The organism is Listeria monocytogenes ATCC 19117 (assembly GCF_000307025.1).
GTDB lineage: Bacteria > Bacillota > Bacilli > Lactobacillales > Listeriaceae > Listeria > Listeria monocytogenes_B.
Genome location: NC_018584.1, coordinates 2529371 through 2546630, shown reverse-complemented (window position 1 = coordinate 2546630; position 17260 = coordinate 2529371). Strand labels below are relative to the sequence as shown.

The 17260-nt window shown below is 38.6% G+C and carries 14 protein-coding genes; 13 read left to right on the top strand and 1 reads right to left on the bottom strand.

Annotated elements, in window-relative coordinates:
• The first annotated feature begins 81 nt into the window (after positions 1–81).
• From LMOATCC19117_RS15040 to smpB, 11 genes are all read left to right on the top strand, one after another.
• Positions 82–1272, top strand: a complete 1191-nt coding sequence (locus tag LMOATCC19117_RS15040; protein ID WP_003726582.1) for a phosphoglycerate kinase — start codon at positions 82–84, stop codon at positions 1270–1272.
• A gap of 45 nt (positions 1273–1317) precedes the next feature.
• A complete protein-coding gene (gene tpiA, locus LMOATCC19117_RS15035) occupies positions 1318–2073 on the top strand; it encodes a triose-phosphate isomerase (protein ID WP_003726581.1) in 756 nt (251 codons plus the stop codon).
• A gap of 1 nt (position 2074) precedes the next feature.
• Positions 2075–3607, top strand: a complete 1533-nt coding sequence (gene gpmI / locus LMOATCC19117_RS12565; protein WP_003727922.1) for a 2,3-bisphosphoglycerate-independent phosphoglycerate mutase — start codon at positions 2075–2077, stop codon at positions 3605–3607.
• Positions 3608–3741: 134 nt separating this feature from the next.
• The gene (gene eno / locus LMOATCC19117_RS12560) at positions 3742–5034 is read left to right on the top strand and encodes a phosphopyruvate hydratase (protein WP_003726579.1); all 1293 of its coding nucleotides are present in this window, start codon (positions 3742–3744) and stop codon (positions 5032–5034) included.
• 102 nt (positions 5035–5136) lie between these two features.
• The gene (locus LMOATCC19117_RS12555) at positions 5137–5310 is read left to right on the top strand and encodes a hypothetical protein (protein ID WP_003772391.1); all 174 of its coding nucleotides are present in this window, start codon (positions 5137–5139) and stop codon (positions 5308–5310) included.
• 132 nt (positions 5311–5442) lie between these two features.
• Positions 5443–6162, top strand: coding sequence for an alpha/beta fold hydrolase (locus LMOATCC19117_RS12550; protein WP_003726578.1), 720 nt, complete (start codon positions 5443–5445; stop codon positions 6160–6162).
• A 182-nt stretch (positions 6163–6344) separates the two neighbouring features.
• Positions 6345–7088: an alpha/beta hydrolase gene (locus LMOATCC19117_RS12545; RefSeq protein ID WP_003727925.1), complete on the top strand. Its 744-nt coding sequence runs from the start codon at positions 6345–6347 to the stop codon at positions 7086–7088.
• 89 nt (positions 7089–7177) lie between these two features.
• Positions 7178–7411: a preprotein translocase subunit SecG gene (secG, locus tag LMOATCC19117_RS12540; protein ID WP_003727926.1), complete on the top strand. Its 234-nt coding sequence runs from the start codon at positions 7178–7180 to the stop codon at positions 7409–7411.
• 575 nt (positions 7412–7986) lie between these two features.
• Positions 7987–8733 carry an alpha/beta hydrolase gene (locus LMOATCC19117_RS12535; RefSeq protein WP_003726178.1) on the top strand — a complete coding sequence of 249 codons (747 nt, stop codon included), beginning with the start codon at positions 7987–7989 and terminating at the stop codon, positions 8731–8733.
• 33 nt (positions 8734–8766) lie between these two features.
• Positions 8767–11148, top strand: coding sequence for a ribonuclease R (gene rnr, locus LMOATCC19117_RS12530; RefSeq protein ID WP_003734730.1), 2382 nt, complete (start codon positions 8767–8769; stop codon positions 11146–11148).
• A gap of 15 nt (positions 11149–11163) precedes the next feature.
• A complete protein-coding gene (smpB, locus tag LMOATCC19117_RS12525; RefSeq protein WP_003723350.1) occupies positions 11164–11628 on the top strand; it encodes an SsrA-binding protein SmpB in 465 nt (154 codons plus the stop codon).
• A gap of 55 nt (positions 11629–11683) precedes the next feature.
• On the opposite strand, the gene LMOATCC19117_RS12520 is transcribed toward smpB, so the two are convergent.
• Complete coding sequence (locus LMOATCC19117_RS12520; RefSeq protein WP_003726176.1) at positions 11684–12592, bottom strand: helix-turn-helix domain-containing protein; 909 nt, start codon at positions 12590–12592, stop codon at positions 11684–11686.
• A 382-nt stretch (positions 12593–12974) separates the two neighbouring features.
• Between LMOATCC19117_RS12520 and LMOATCC19117_RS12515 the strand changes: the two genes are divergently transcribed.
• Positions 12975–16250: a TIM-barrel domain-containing protein gene (locus LMOATCC19117_RS12515; protein WP_003726175.1), complete on the top strand. Its 3276-nt coding sequence runs from the start codon at positions 12975–12977 to the stop codon at positions 16248–16250.
• Positions 16251–16310: 60 nt separating this feature from the next.
• Positions 16311–17255, top strand: coding sequence for a lmo2445 family class 3 internalin (locus tag LMOATCC19117_RS12510; protein WP_003734731.1), 945 nt, complete (start codon positions 16311–16313; stop codon positions 17253–17255).
• The last annotated feature ends 5 nt before the right edge of the window (positions 17256–17260 follow it).

Genomic DNA, 17260 nt, shown 5'->3' with positions numbered 1-17260 from the left:
GCGGAGACACTATTGTTTCCGCTTATTTTCTGAAATAACGGGGGCGACCCCAATCCTTTAAAATTAATGGAGGAACTCTAAATGGCTAAAAAAGTTGTAACTGATTTAGATTTAAAAGACAAAAAAGTTTTAGTTCGTGTTGACTTTAACGTGCCAATGAAAGACGGCAAAATCACTAACGACAACCGTATTGTTGCTGCACTTCCAACAATTGAGTACATCTTAGAACAAAACGGTAAAGCAATTCTATTTTCTCACCTTGGAAAAGTAAAAACAGAAGAAGATAAAGAAGGAAAATCTCTTCGTCCAGTAGCCGCTCGTTTAAGCGAATTACTTGGAAAAGAAGTGAAATTCGTTCCAACTACTCGTGGTCCAGAACTTGAAAAAGCAATTGATGAGTTAAAAGACGGCGAAGTACTTCTTTTTGAAAATACACGTTTTGAAGATATTGATGGTAAAAAAGAAAGCAAAAATGATCCAGAACTTGGAAAATACTGGGCTAGCCTTGGCGACGTTTTCGTAAATGACGCTTTCGGTACTGCTCACCGTGCGCACGCGTCTAACGTTGGAATCGCTTCTAACTTAGAATCAGCGGCCGGATTTTTGATGGAAAAAGAAATTAAATTCATCGGCGGTGTAGTTGATAATCCAGCACGTCCACTAGTAGCAATCCTAGGTGGCGCAAAAGTTTCTGACAAAATCGGTGTTATCGAAAACTTACTTACAAAAGCAGACAAAGTTCTTGTCGGCGGCGGAATGACTTTCACTTTCATGGCAGCTCAAGGTCAAGAAATTGGTAAATCTCTTTTAGAAGCAGATAAAGTTGAACTTGCTAAAGGCTTACTTGAAAAAGCTGGCGATAAATTAGTATTGCCAGTTGATGCAGTTGTATCTAAAGAATTCAGTAACGATGCTCCTTTCCATACAGTGAGTGCAGATAGCATTCCAGCTGATGAAATGGGACTAGATATTGGTCAAGCTACAATTGACTTATTTACAAAAGAACTTCAAGGCGCTAAAACAGTTGTATGGAATGGTCCAATGGGCGTATTCGAACTTAGCAACTTTGCTAAAGGTACAATTGGCGTTTGTGAAGCTATTGCAAACTTAACGGATGCAACAACAATCATCGGTGGTGGGGATTCCGCAGCAGCAGCTATGGACTTAGGTTTTGCTGACAAATTCACACATATTTCCACTGGTGGCGGTGCATCATTAGAATATCTTGAAGGTAAAGAGCTTCCTGGCGTTGCTTCTATTAGCGACAAATAAGCTGAACCAAAAATAATTTTTAATATCGAGAGGATGTTTATCCAAATGCGTAAACCAATTATTGCTGGTAACTGGAAAATGAACAAAACTGCTGCAAAAGCAGGACAATTTGCAGAAGACGTAAAAAATAACGTGCCATCAAGCGATGCTGTTGAATCAGTAGTTGCTGCACCGGCGCTATTTTTACAAGAATTAGTTCGTCTTACTGAAGGAACTAATCTTCGCGTAGCTGCACAAAACTGTTATTTTGAAGACGAAGGTGCTTTCACTGGCGAAATTAGCCCGTTTGCACTTGCTGATTTAGGTGTTTCTTATGTTATTATCGGACACTCTGAACGTCGTGAGTATTTCCACGAAACAGACGAAGATATTAACAAAAAAGCACATGCAATCTTCAAACACGGCATGACACCAATCATTTGCTGTGGTGAAACATTAGATCAACGTGAAGCTGGTCAAACAGATACTTGGGTACGTGGTCAAATCCGTGCAGCTCTTGCTGGATTAACGGAAGAACAAGTAATCAAATCTGTTATTGCTTATGAACCAATTTGGGCAATCGGTACTGGGAAATCTTCCACAAGTGCTGATGCAAACGAAACTTGTGCAGTTATTCGTGCAGAAGTTGCAGACGCTGTATCTCAAAAAGCAGCAGACGCAGTTCGTATTCAATACGGCGGTAGCGTAAAACCTGAAAACATTGCTGATTATCTTGCAGAGTCCGACATTGACGGCGCTCTTGTAGGTGGAGCAAGCTTAGAACCAGCATCGTTCTTAGCATTATTGGAGGCAGTAAAATAAAATGAGTAAATCACCTGTAGCAATTATTATCCTCGATGGTTTTGGTAAACGTGCAGAAACAGTAGGTAATGCTGTAGCTCAAGCAAACAAACCAAATTTCGACCGTTATTGGGCTAATTTTCCTCACGGGGAACTTAAAGCTGCCGGCCTTGATGTTGGTCTTCCAGAAGGTCAAATGGGTAACTCTGAAGTTGGCCATACAAACATCGGAGCTGGACGTATTGTCTACCAAAGCTTAACTCGTATTGACAAAGCTATTGAAGAAGGCGAATTCCAAGAGAATAAAGCCCTAAACAATGCTTTCACTCATACAAAAGAAAACAACTCGGACTTACATCTTTTCGGTTTACTATCAGACGGCGGCGTGCATAGTCACATTAATCACCTCGTTGCACTTTTAGAAACTGCGAAAGATAAAGGCGTGAAAAACGTTTATATCCATGCATTCCTTGATGGACGTGACGTGGCTCCACAATCTTCACTAGAATATTTAGAAACACTACAAAAAGCTATTAGTGATTTAAACTATGGTGCTATTGCTACTGTTTCTGGACGTTTCTACGCGATGGATCGTGATAAACGCTGGGAACGTGTTGAAAAAGCATACAAAGCAATCGTAAGCGCTGAAGGTGAAAAATTTGAAGATCCAATCGAACTTGTCAAAGCTTCTTATGCTAATGACAAAAATGATGAATTCGTTGTTCCAGCTATCATTACTAAAGATGGCAAACCTGTTGCAACAGTTAAAGACAACGATGCAGTTATTTTCTTCAATTTCCGTCCTGACCGTGCGATTCAACTTTCTAATGCATTCACTGATAAAGAATGGGATCATTTCGACCGCGGGGCTAACCACCCTAAAAACATCAAATTCGTTACAATGACTCTTTACAACCCAAGCATTGATGCTGAAGTTGCTTTTGAGCCAATTGAAATGAAAAATGTTATCGGCGAAGTACTTTCTAATGAAGGCTTATCGCAACTGCGTATCGCTGAAACAGAAAAATATCCACATGTAACATTCTTTATGAATGGTGGACGAAATGAAGAATTCCCTGGTGAAAACCGGATTCTAATCAATTCGCCAAAAGTAGAAACATACGATTTGCAACCTGAAATGAGCGCATATGAAGTAACAGATGCACTTGTTGAAGACATTAAAAACGACAAACACGATGCGATCATCTTAAACTTCGCAAACCCAGATATGGTTGGTCACTCAGGTATGCTTGAGCCAACGATTAAGGCAATCGAAGCAGTAGATGAAAATCTTGGTCGTGTAGTAGACCTTATTTTAGAAAAAGGTGGATCAGCTATTATCTTTGCGGACCATGGTAACTCTGAAACAATGTCTACTCCAGAAGGAAAACCGCACACTGCGCACACTACTGTTCCAGTTCCAGTAATTGTAACGAAAAAAGGTGTAACGCTTCGTGAAGGTGGTCGTCTGGCTGACGTTGCGCCAACTATGCTTGATTTACTTGGCGTTAAAAAACCTGCCGAAATGACAGGTGAAAGTTTAATTCAAAAATAATTTTAGTTATTACTTTAGTTTTTTTGCAAACAGAGCTACAATAAATACGAATTTAAAAACGGATGGGTCTTTGATTTGAAGTGAATTTTTTGTTCATTTCATTCAATTAATCCCAACAAAGGAGAGAATTATAAATGTCTATTATTACTGAAGTTTATGCTCGCGAAGTCTTAGATTCCCGTGGTAACCCAACTGTTGAGGTTGAAGTTTATACTGAAGCTGGTGCGTTTGGTCGCGCTTTAGTTCCAAGTGGTGCTTCAACTGGTGAATACGAAGCTGTAGAATTACGCGATGGCGACAAAGCTCGTTACCTTGGAAAAGGTGTTTTAAAAGCTGTTGAAAACGTAAACGACATTATTGCTGACAAAATTATCGGTTTTGACGTAACTGATCAAATCGGAATTGACAAAGCAATGATCGAACTTGATGGTACACCTAACAAAGGTAAATTAGGTGCTAACGCTATTCTTGGTGTTTCTTTAGCTGCTGCTCGTGCTGCTGCTGACGAACTAGGCGTACATTTATATGAATATCTTGGCGGAGTGAACGGTAAAGTTCTTCCAGTTCCAATGATGAACATCCTTAACGGCGGAGAACATGCTGATAACAATGTCGACGTTCAAGAATTTATGGTAATGCCTGTTGGAGCTCCAAACTTTAAAGAAGCTCTACGTATGGGTGCTGAAATCCTACACGCACTTAAAGCTGTACTTAAAGGTAAAGGCTTAAACACTGGTGTTGGTGATGAAGGTGGATTCGCTCCAAACCTTAAATCCAATGAAGAAGCTCTTGAAACAATCATGCAAGCAATTAAAGATGCTGGTTACAAACCTGGCGAAGAAGTTAAACTTGCGATGGATGCTGCATCAAGTGAGTTCTATAACCGCGAAACTGGTAAATACGAACTTAAAGGTGAAGGCGTAACTCGTACTTCTGAAGAAATGGTAACTTGGTATGAAGAAATGATTACTAAATACCCAATCATCTCTATTGAAGATGGCCTAGACGAAAACGACTGGGACGGATTCAAACTACTTACAGAACGTATTGGTGACCGCGTTCAATTAGTAGGTGACGATCTATTTGTAACTAACACAACTAAACTTAAAGAAGGTATCGAAAAAGGTATCGCTAACTCCATCCTAATCAAAGTTAACCAAATCGGTACTTTGACTGAAACATTGGATGCAATTGAAATGGCTAAACGCGCTGGCTACACTGCAGTTATCTCTCACCGTTCTGGTGAAACAGAAGATTCCACAATCGCTGACATTGCAGTAGCTACAAACGCTGGTCAAATCAAAACTGGTGCGCCTACTCGTACTGACCGTGTTGCAAAATATAACCAATTACTCCGCATCGAAGACAATTTGGCTGATCTTGCTGAATACCATGGTAACGAAACTTTCTACAACTTAAAAAAATAAGTTGATTGAATAAAACGCTAAGCTCCGCGAAAAGTAACATTTTCGCGGAGTTTTTTCTGTTTTAAAAATAGCGAGAGGGGTAATGATTTGGAAGAGGAGGTAATGCTGATGAAAGTAAAAAATAGTCAGGCCTCAAAAGTGCTCGAAACTCCAAAAATCAAAGACGCTGTGGTGCATGAAAAAAGCCACCCCTTAGCGGAAAAACATTCTGTGCAAAAGAAAATCATTAACGCAGATATGCCCCAACAACAGTTTCACCGAAGACTTATGAAATAAACGGTGCGCCTGATTCTAGTTTTAAAAGAATCAGGCGTATTTTAATGAAAATGGAAGCTTTTTTATAGGAAATCAAGTATAATCAGGTGTAAAATAAGGGTAGAAAATGTTTTCAGCAAGGAGAAATGCTATATGATTGCAGAAATCAATGGAATTAACTTGTTTTATCAAATAATCGGTAAAGGCGAACCAATCTTGCTTATTCACGGGAATGGTCAAAATCATCGTTCTTTAAAGCGGATGATTGATGACCTCTCTACTAATCATCAAGTAATCGCCGTAGATAGCCGCGCACACGGGAAAAGTGAAGCGGGAAATACACCGCTTGATTTTGAAGTAATGGCGCTAGATATGCTTTCGTTACTCGATTATTTGAAAATTGATAAATATAAAGTTATCGGATATAGCGACGGCGGTATTGTTGCTCTCGTAATGGGGAAATTGCAACCGAACCGTCAAATCGCATCCGTTGTTATTGGAACAAACTATCATGTAAATCAAATACGATTTTTACCAGATTTATTTTGTCGTGTCGCCTACGGGGCTGCATTTCTTTTAGCGCCATTTAGTCGCTTTTTTGAGCGGATGAAACGACAACTTGCTTTAACGATTTATCATCCACATATGTCAGAAGCGGATTTGCAAAAAATAAGCGCGCCACTTTTAGCTGTTGTGGGTGAATATGATTTAATATCTTCCAAAGATACAAAGAAAATGGTGCATTCTGTTCAACACGGTGAAATGGTTATTGTAAGAAATGGACTTCATTATTTACCAAGGCAAAAACCGAAACAATTGTTACAATTAATTCATAGTTTCTTTTCTAATTTAAGCGCAGAAATTCACAAATGAAACCTCCGGAAAAGCCTTTGGTAGCAACGTGTTTGAGCTTTGTGAAAAAAGTGTTTGACAAGTTCCTTGGATAGCGTTAATATTGGTCTATTGGTCAGAACTCAAAAGGTAGCTTATTTAGTTCAGATGGGCTACAATAGAGTGGATTATAAAAGTGATGATATTAGGAGGATTGCGTAAAAATGAGTGCGGATCGTAGCTTTACGTTAAAAGCGGGAAATCGTGCTGTTTTGCTCTTGCATGGCTTTGCAGGGACTACAGAAGACGTAAGAGAACTTGGAGAAATTCTAGCAGAAAATGGATACACAGTGCATGCACCAAACTTCAGAGGTCACGGGGATGAACCCGCTATTTTCTTGAAAACAACACCGGAAATGTGGTATGAAGATGCGGTGGCTGGATATCGTCAACTTGAAAAAGACGGATATAATGAAATTGCAATTGTCGGTGTCGCAATGGGCGGAGTTTTTGCGCTTAAAATGGCAGAATCGTTTTCACCAAAAGCGATTGTTCCACTATGCGCCAACGTCAACCGCAAAATGCGCTATATCCCAATCGAAAACTATTTAACTAAACAATTAAAGAAACAAGGTATAGTAGAACAAGAAGCAGATCAAATGCTAAAAAACTACCTTCCTGAAATAGACGTAATGACGGAAGCACGTGCTACTTTCTACAAAAACGTAGCGCGAGACATTGAAAAAATTCATGTACCAACCATGATTGGCCAAGGCTGTCAAGATGAAGAAATCGACGCAGATAACGCCAATTATATCTTTAAGCACATTCATACAAATGATAAACAATTGTGTTTCTATGCAGGGTCAGGGCATGACATCGTGAACGACTGTGAGAAAGACATTTTAGAAGAAGACTTAATTTACTTCTTAGACGATTTAGTTTGGCTAGAGGAAAAAGTTGTTTAACTATTGTATAGAAACAAACCTTTACGTATAATACCAAATATGGTAAAATTAATCTTAGTCAAATTGGGCGGTTTTAGGAGGAAAGAACAATGAGTACAGTTTTAACGGTCTTACTCATCATCGTATCAGTACTGTTAATTACAGTTATCATACTTCAACCAGGTAAAAGTGCTGGCTTATCCGGCGCCATCTCTGGTGGAGCTGAGCAATTATTCGGTAAGCAAAAAGCAAGAGGACTAGAACTTATTCTACATCGTACAACCATCGTTCTATCCGTTGTTTTCTTCGCAATACTAATTGCACTGGCATATTTTGTACAGTAACGAGATGTTAACCACCTGAATGAAAATTTAGGTGGTTTTTTATTGGAGTTCTAAAGAAGCGTATTCCGCTTCCCTAGAACTCCAATACAAGGCGTAACGAAGTGGAGCGTTGTTTCCATAAAAAAAAGTGGACGAACAACTCAAAAAGGGGAGCACAAATTATTAAATACAGCCAATCCCCTAGAACTCCAATACAAGGCGTAACGAAGTGGAGCGTTGTTTCCATAAAAAAAAGTGGACGAACAACTCAAAAAGGGGAGCACAAATTATTAAATACAGCCAATCCCCTAGAACTCCAATACAAGGCGTAACGAAGTGGAGCGTTGTTTCCATAAAAAAAGTGGACGAACAACTCAAAAAGGGGAGCACAAATTATTAAATACAGCCAATCCCCTAGAACTCCAATACAAGGCGTAACGAAGTGGAGCGTTGTTTCCATAAAAAAAAGTGGACGAACAACTCAAAAAGGGAAGTATAAATTATTAAATACAGCCAATCCCCTAGAACTCCAACAAAAATAACATCCAACCCAGATCAACCAAACCTCCAAAAAGAACCAAGGAGCGATATTTACTATGAAAATAACACCACCACAACCATTCCTATTCGAAAAAGGCAAAAGAGCAGTGTTACTCTTGCACGGTTTCACAGGTAGCTCAGCGGATGTAAGAATATTAGGTAGGTTTTTACAAGAAAACAATTATACTTGCTATGCACCTCAATACAGAGGCCACGGTGTATCTCCTGACCTACTGTTAAAAACGGGACCAAACGATTGGTGGGAAGATGTTCTTGAAGCCTATGATCACCTAAAATCACTTGGTTACACGGAAATAGCTGTGGCGGGACTTTCACTCGGTGGGCTTTTTTCACTAAAATTAGGTTTTTCTAGGCCGTTAAAGGGAATTATAGCCATGAGTACTCCAACAAGAATGGACAGTTCATCACCAATAATTCAAGGCTTTTTAGATTATGTGCGTAATTATAAAAAATTAGAAGGTAAAACACCTGAACAAATCGATGCTGAAATGGTTGCCTATAAAGACGCCCCAATGAACACAATCGCTAAACTAAAGGACGAGATAAATGGCGTCGTGGCTGAAATAGATATGATTTATGCGCCAATAATGGTCGTCCAAGGTGAAAAAGACGATATGGTTGATGTGAGCGGAGCACAGCTAATTTATGATACAGTAGAGTCAACGAAGAAAGAATTGCACTGGTTTAAAGAATCTGGGCACGTCATCACATTAGACAAAGAACGAAAAGAAGTAAATCAAGCCATTTTAACATTTTTAGATAGTTTAGATTGGCAAGAATAGACAATTTTTAAAACAGAGAGAGGAGGGACAGAAGTGGAACAAAAACAAATGGAAGAAAAAATTATGAATCTATTAACTTCAGCGCCTGATAAAACATTTGCGCTTGAAGATTTGGAAATAGAAATAGCTTTAAACAATGCGGATGACTTTAAATTAATGGTGAAAGCTTTAGTGAAACTGGAAGATTCCGGAACTATTGTCCGCTCAAGGAAGAATCGGTATGCATTACCAGAAAAAATGGACTTAGTAAAAGGAACATTTCGCGCGCATGAACGAGGTTTTGGCTTTGTTCTCCCGGAAGAAAAAGAAATGGACGATATTTTTATCCCACCAAATGAAGTAAAAGATGCAATGAATGGCGATTTAGTTTTTGCAACGATTACGAAACGTAAAGGCGATAATTTGGCAGAGGGGACGATTAAGAAAATTGTCGAACGGAAGACAACGCAAATCGTCGGAACTTATATGGAAGACTTAGCTGGTACTCCAATTGTGATGCCAGATGACAAGCGACTTTTTGGTGAAGTGGAAATTGATTTAGAAGACGGCTTAAAACCAGTTGATGGGCATAAAGTTATCGTTGAATTGACGGAATATGCAACTGGGCATGCGCGTGCAAGAGGGGTTGTTAAATCAATCATCGGTCACCGTAATGATCCAGGAGTGGATATTTTATCGATTATTCATAAACACGGTATTTCAATCGGGTTCCCGGAAGAAGTAATGGAGCAGGTAAGTAAAGCGCCGGATGTGGTGGATGATTCGGATATTGGTAACCGTCGTGATCTTCGTGACCAAATGATTATTACGATTGACGGGGCAGACGCTAAAGATTTAGATGATGCTGTAACTGTTACGCAACTTTCGAACGGTAACTGGAAGCTGGGCGTTCATATTGCGGATGTAACGCATTATGTGACAGAAGGCTCGCCGCTTGATGTCGAAGCGCAAGAACGTGGAACGAGTGTTTATTTGGTTGACCGCGTAATTCCGATGTTGCCACATAAACTATCGAACGGAATTTGCTCGCTTAACCCACAAGTAGATCGTTTTACTATGAGTTGTGAAATGGAAATCGATGAAGAAGGTCATGTGGTTAATCACGAAATTTTTGAAAGTATTATTAAAACAACAGAACGTATGACGTATACGGATGTAAATGATATTTTAGTTGAAAAGGACGAAGCTTTACGGGAAAAATATGCGCCAATTGTTCCAATGCTTGAAAAGATGCAACATTTGGCCGAAATACTTCGTCGTAAACGTGAAAAACGTGGCGCGATTGATTTTGACTTTAAAGAAGCACGTGTAGTTGTTGATGAAGACGGTCATCCAGAAGCAGTCGTTATGCGCGAACGTTCAGCGGGAGAGCATTTGATTGAAGAATTTATGCTTGCTGCCAATGAAACAGTTGCAGAGCATTTCCACTGGATGGATGTACCATTTATTTACCGTATCCATGAAGATCCAAAAGAAGATAAATTAGCGCGGTTCTTTGAATTTATTACGAACTTTGGTTTGATTGTGAAGGGGACTGCTAACGATATTCACCCAGCTGCTTTACAACAAGTACTAGAAGAAGTAAAAGGTAAACCAGAAGAGATGGTTGTTTCGACTGTTATGCTGCGTTCGATGCAACAAGCGAAGTATGACACAGTAAGCGCCGGACACTTTGGTTTGTCTACTGATTTTTATACACATTTCACGTCACCAATTCGTCGGTACCCGGACTTGATTGTTCACAGGTTGATTAGAGAGTATTTAATTAACGGGGATGTTCGTCCGGAAACGTTAGAAAAACGCGCTGAGGAGCTTCCTGAGATTGCTGAACACAGCTCGAAAATGGAGCGCCGTGCCGTTGAAGCAGAGCGCGAAACAGACGAACTGAAGAAAACGGAATTTATGGTCGACAAAGTGGGCGAACGTTTCATCGGAATCATTAGTTCGGTAACCAATTTTGGCTTATTTATCGAACTTCCAACTACGATTGAAGGTTTAGTTCATGTGAGCGCAATGAAAGGCGATTACTTCAAATTCCACCAAAATCAATTAGCGATGATTGGCGAAAGAACAGGCCAAATTTATCGTATTGGTGATGAAGTGGAAGTCGAAGTAACCAAAGTAGTCGTGGATGCTCGTGAAATCGATTTTGCGCTTCGTAGTGAAGGTAAACCAGGTCCAGTGAGCGATAAACAAAAACGCCAACGCGAAAAACCGATTGATAAAACAAGAAATTTCAAGAGTAACCAGAAAAAAGGTCGTAACAAACGTAGAGCTGGTAAATCAGAAGACGTGAAACCAAAATCAGAACGTAAAGAAGACGAATGGCATACAAAACCTAAAAAGAAAAAGAAGAAAAAACCTTTTTATCAAGGTGTAGCAAAAGAAAGCCCGAAGAAGAAAAAACGTCGCTAGAAAGGATGGGGAGTTATGCCAAAAGGTGATGGTAAGCTAGTTGCGCAAAATAAAAAAGCGCGCCACGATTACGCAATTGAAGAAACTTTTGAGGCTGGCATTGTCCTGCAAGGTACTGAAATTAAATCCGTAAGAAACGCACGGGTAAACTTAAAAGATTCCTATGCACGTATCGACAAAGGGGAAATTTTCTTACACAATATGCATATTAGTCCTTATGAACAAGGGAACCGCTACAATCATGATCCACTAAGAACGCGCAAATTGCTTTTACATAAGAAGCAAATCAGCCGTTTAATTGGAGAAACGAAAGAGTCCGGTTATTCGATTGTTCCGCTAAAAATGTATATTAAAGATGGCTACGCAAAAGTACTCATCGGTGTAGCTCGAGGTAAAAAGAAATACGATAAACGCCAAGACTTAAAACAAAAAGAAGCAAAACGTGATATCGAACGCGCTTTTAAAGAGCGCCAACAATAAAAGCCTAAATCTAGTCATTCAACCAAAAGTTGGAGAAGCTAGATTTAGGCTTTTTTTATATGTCGATTTTGGTGAATTCGTTTAAAGAGAGATTTTGAAGTTCATCGTGAAGAAAATAATCTATTTCATTTTTGATACCATTTAGAATACGCTCTTCTTCAAGCACTTTAGCCACTCTAAGTGCTCGTTGCATAAAGTGTTTACCTTTTTGTTTTTGGCCGAGCTTATACAGCACAATTCCTTTTTTCGCAATAGCCATACAGAATTGTAAGTAGTAATGGTTATGCTTAGCGATTTTTATAGATAATTCAATGTAGTGCAAAGCTAGTTCATATTCTTCGTCTAAAATTAAATAAGTAGCACGATTAACATGAAGTGAAATCTCAATCGAAAGGGTTGGATATAGGTAACGATATTTTTTAAGTTGAGAGATAAGGCGATTTACAATATGTTGAGCGGTTTCATTTTCAAAAATAAAGAAAATATTTCTTAAAATTAATATGTCATTCCAAAATAATTCATCCGCTTCCGAAAGTCTGTCCCAAATGTAGGTTACTTTTTCTCGAGCAAGTTCAAAATTATGTTCTTTTTCAGCAAGTAAAATACCTTCAAGTGAGGCTTTAATATCAGAAATAAAAATATCGGTGTGGTTTTCTAAGTAATCATCGCATTTGGAAATAACATTAAGTATCATATCTGTTTCGGAGGAGGTAATAATCTTGGAGTATAGATAAAGGATATTTTCTTTTGGAGAAGGTGTAAAGTCCCGTTTTACAAATTCAAATTCTTCTAACGTCATATTGAAATTAAGTAAGATTTGGATAAAACGATCCATACTAGGCATGATTTTATTATTTTCGATTTTTTGATAGTTAGAACGACTGAGGGCATTCGTACAAGTCTCTTGTTGTGTTAAGTTTTTACTTTTCCGAATAAATTTTAATGTGTCTCCAATATTTTGCATAAAACTCAGCTCCATTTGTTCAAATTTGATGCTTTTTAATTTTATGTAAGATTTGTGAGTTAGTATTTCTGTATAGATGAAAAAGGAGGGAGAAGACATGTTAACTTTGTTAAAAAGTATTAACTGGTTGTTTTAAAGTTTTTTAAGCAAGGTCTTCTGATGAACGCAATTATTGTTTTTCCATGAAGAATGGTCTGGCATAGTTGCGTTTTTTTGTAGAATTATTAGTAATTTGAACTTTTTTAGTATATCTGTGAAAGCATTATAACATTATGTGATTATTTCTACAATCGCCGATATGCAAAAATTAATAATTTTGCGAAATAACACATCAAAAGTAGTATGTTTTTAGTAAAAATATACATTAAGGGAGGAAAGAGAGATGAAGCGAAAGGGAAAGAAATCTAGTTTAATTTTCATTTTGACCATACTAATATTTAGTTGTTTAAGTGGATTTGGGACAAACGTTTTCGCGATGGATGGTGAATATCACTCACCATATGGAGATGATGATTTATATACTGTCCAACCAACAGAACGTTCTCCTAGAGATCCCAAAGCTGGTGAAGATGTGACATTAAATATTACTACCTGGCCAATTGAAGATGGACAAAATGTTTGGGTAGAATGGACTAAAAACGGGGTAGCACAAGAGAATGTTACAGCAGCTTATGATTATAATAGCGGGAACAATACTTACTGGAAAGCAGATTTAGGAAAATTTGAAAAAGGCGATGAAATCACTTATACAACAAAAGGCTCTACTGACGGAGGAACTGCTTATGAAAGTGGTCCGTTTACATTTTACGTGACAGACTGGGAGTATGTGCAAGATGTTAGTAGCGTTGTAGATAATGGAGATTCTATTACATTAAATATGACAGCCACTGCAGGTGAATTTACTCCAAAATTATATCTTTCATTTGAGGATTTAGATACGCTTCGTATGGAGCTATCACCAACCGGTAAAGAAACTGGACATGCTGGAAAAACTGGTTACACAGTAGATGATGGTGCAGATAAAGTAACAGTTACAACGGAGGATTTACGAGTAGAAATTCAAAAATCTCCTTACCGCATGGAAGTGTACCAGGCAGACGGAACTTTACTTACAAGCGAATATACAACTGCCAACAGCTTAGGTTGGTTAACAGATGGAAAAAATGTCATCAATCAATATCAAAATAACTTTATGACACCGAGCGACGAAGCATTTTATGGTTTTGGTGAACGTTATGACACGATTAACCAACGCGGAAAAGATGTAGAGACATACGTATACAATGAGTATCAAGATCAAGCGCAGACAGAAAGAACCTATTTAGCGGTACCATTTTTTGTAAGTGCTAATAAATACGGGATGTATGTCAATTCTGATTTCCATTCACAGTTCCAAATGGCTTCTAAAGTAGAAGATAAATATAGTTTTGTATTGGACAATGATGGCGATATGACGAATATGCTTGATTACTATGTTATTAGCGGGAAAGATCAAAATGATATCGTAAATAACTACACGGATATAACAGGGAAAACGACTTTGCTACCAAAATGGGCTTTTGGACTTTGGATGTCAGCAAACGAGTGGGATAGAGAATCCGATGTAAGCTCTGCACTTTCTAATGCAAAAGCAAATGATATTCCAGCAACTGGCTTTGTATTAGAACAATGGAGTGATGAAGAAACTTACTATATTTGGAACAATGCGACCTATACAGCAAAGAAAAACGGGGAAGCATTTAGCTATGACGATTTTACTTTCAACGGGAAATGGACTGATCCTAAAGCTATGGTGGATAGTGTCCATGATGCAGGTATGAATATCGTTTTATGGCAAGTTCCAGTATTAAAAGATGACGGTACAGTATATGAACAAAGAGATAATGATGAAGCATACATGATAAGCCAAGGGTATAGTGCGGACGATGGAACAGGGGCTCCTTACCGAGTTCCGGCATCTCAGTGGTTTGGAAATGGGATATTACTAGATTTCACTAATAAAGATGCTGTAGATTGGTGGACGTCCCAGCGTGAGTATTTATTAACAGAAGTAGGGATTGACGGATTTAAGACAGATGGCGGCGAGATGGTGTGGGGACGTGATACCACCTTCTCTAACGGGGAAAAAGGACAAGAAATGAGAAACCGTTATCCAACTGACTACGTTTCAAGTTATTTTGATTTTGCGAAAAGTATTAATCCAGAAGCAGTTTCGTTTAGTCGTTCAGGAACTTCTGGAGCACAAAAATCTGGTATTTACTGGTCAGGAGATCAAACTTCCACATTTGACTCTTTCCAAGCTTCATTAAAAGCTGGACTTAGTGCTTCAACTTCAGGTGTTTCTTACTGGGCGTGGGATATGGCTGGATTTACGGGAGACTATCCAACGGCAGAACTATATAAACGCGCAACTGCGATGGCAGCTTTTGCACCGATTATGCAATTCCACTCGGAAAAATCAGATCCATCGCCAAGTGAAGAACGCTCACCTTGGAACGCGGTAGCTAGAACAGGCGATGAAACCATTTTACCGACATTCCAAAAATATCTATACACACGAATGAATTTACTTCCTTATATTTATACAGCGGCAAAAGATACGGCGGATAATGGTAAATCGATGATGCGCCAAATGGCCATGGATTATCCGGAAGATATCAATGCGCGTGATTTAGATGAACAGTATATGTTCGGTGACGATTTACTTGTAGCGCCAATCGTTCAAGAAGGTCAAACAGAAAAAGAAGTTTATCTACCAGAAGGTGAATGGGTTGATCTTTGGAACGGCGGAATTCATCCAGGTGGCGAAACCATTTCGTATTATGCAGATGTAGATACGCTTCCTGTATTTGCAAAAGCTGGAGCGATTATTCCGATGAATATGACAGATGGCTACCAACTTGGCCAAAATGTCGGAAACGATTTAAAATCCTATGATAATTTAACATTCCGAGTTTATCCATCTGGAGATAGCGAATATAGTTTCTATGATGATGTAAACGGCGGAGAAATGCGTGACATCAGTGTTTCTGAAGACTTTGCAAATGAAAAAGTTTCCGTAGATCTTCCAGCAATGGCGGATGAAACAACGATGCAAGTTTTCAGTACAGAACCTACAAGTGTAACGATTGACGGGGCAGATGTAGCTAAAGCGGATACGCTAGATGCATTTAACGAAGCAACGACAGGTTACTACTATGATACAGTACAAAACTTAACATATGTAAAAGCAGCGGCAAAAGATGCCAAACAAGCAATCGTATTAAACGGTGTAAATCATGCACCATACGAAGCGGAATTTGCTCATCTGACAAATGTAAGTACTGCAAGTGATCACGCGGGATATACTGGTACTGGTTTTGTAGCCGGCTTTGATGCAGAAAAAGAAGCGGTAGAGTTTGATGTAGACGCAGTAGATGGTGCTTCTGATTATACAATGGAAGTTCGTTATAGTGCTGGCGTAGAAGATGCAACTAGAACCGTATATATCAACGGTAAAAAACAACAAATTACTTTACCGAAAACGGCTGATTGGGATACTTGGAGCACGATAGAAGTTCCAGTAACCTTGCAAGCTGGTAATAACCAAGTTGTATTTGATTTTGAAGCAGATGATACAGCGGGAATAAATTTTGACCATGTAGTATTTAAGAAATAAATCCAATAAGCCACCCTTTTATGGATAGAGAGGGTGGCTATGTTGAAAGGATTGAACTGAATGAAAAAAATAATTGGGCTAGCATTTATAGCTTTTTGTTGCATATTATTTGCACCAACTATAAAAGCACAAGCGGATACAGTTCCCTTACCAGCGCCTATTATTGAGGCTTTTCCTGTGGAAGCGATAGCGGAGGCGATTGCGGGAGAACTAGATAAAGATTCTGTAAATGACACGATTACGCAAGCAGATTTGGATACAATGACTCTTATTCCTTTGCCCTCATTGGGTTTAACGGGGGAAGACTTAAGCGTACTAAACAATGAAGTATTTACAAATGCGATTGAATTAGCGATTTGGAGTAATAATATTGGAGAACTGCCTGATTTATCTGATGCGCTTCCTGCTTTAGAAAATATTGAAGCAAATGGGGCTAATATTACTCTTTTTCCAGATGCAAACTATCCTAACTTAACCAATGCTGATTTGAGTCAAAATAATTTTGGCTTTAATATTCCAAAATTTGTTGGAATGGAAGGACTAGTAAGTATTAATATGGAGGATGCTGGACTTTCTGGTTATGTAGCGGAAGATATTTGGATGAATATGCCTAACTTAGATTCACTACTTCTTAATGAGAATCATTTAATTTCTATTCCGGAAGATATCTTTCTATCAGAACAATTAAGTACACATTCATTTGCTAACCAGACAGCAACTTATCCTCACACAACGATTAAACAAGGAGAGAACTTGGAAGTTTTTGTTCCTTTTATTTACCAAGCATTAGATTTTATCGCACCAAGCAGACACGATTTAATTATTATTAAGGACAATGGTAGAACGCTTTATGAACCACCTTATCCGACCTATGATGGTTCATACATGTACAAGATTGAAACAGCTGGCTTACAACCGGGAGAGCATTTGCTAGAAATTTCATTAGGTTATAACTCTGGAGAATATACGGGTTGGTATGATTTTCCAGTAACTATTACAGAATAAAAAGG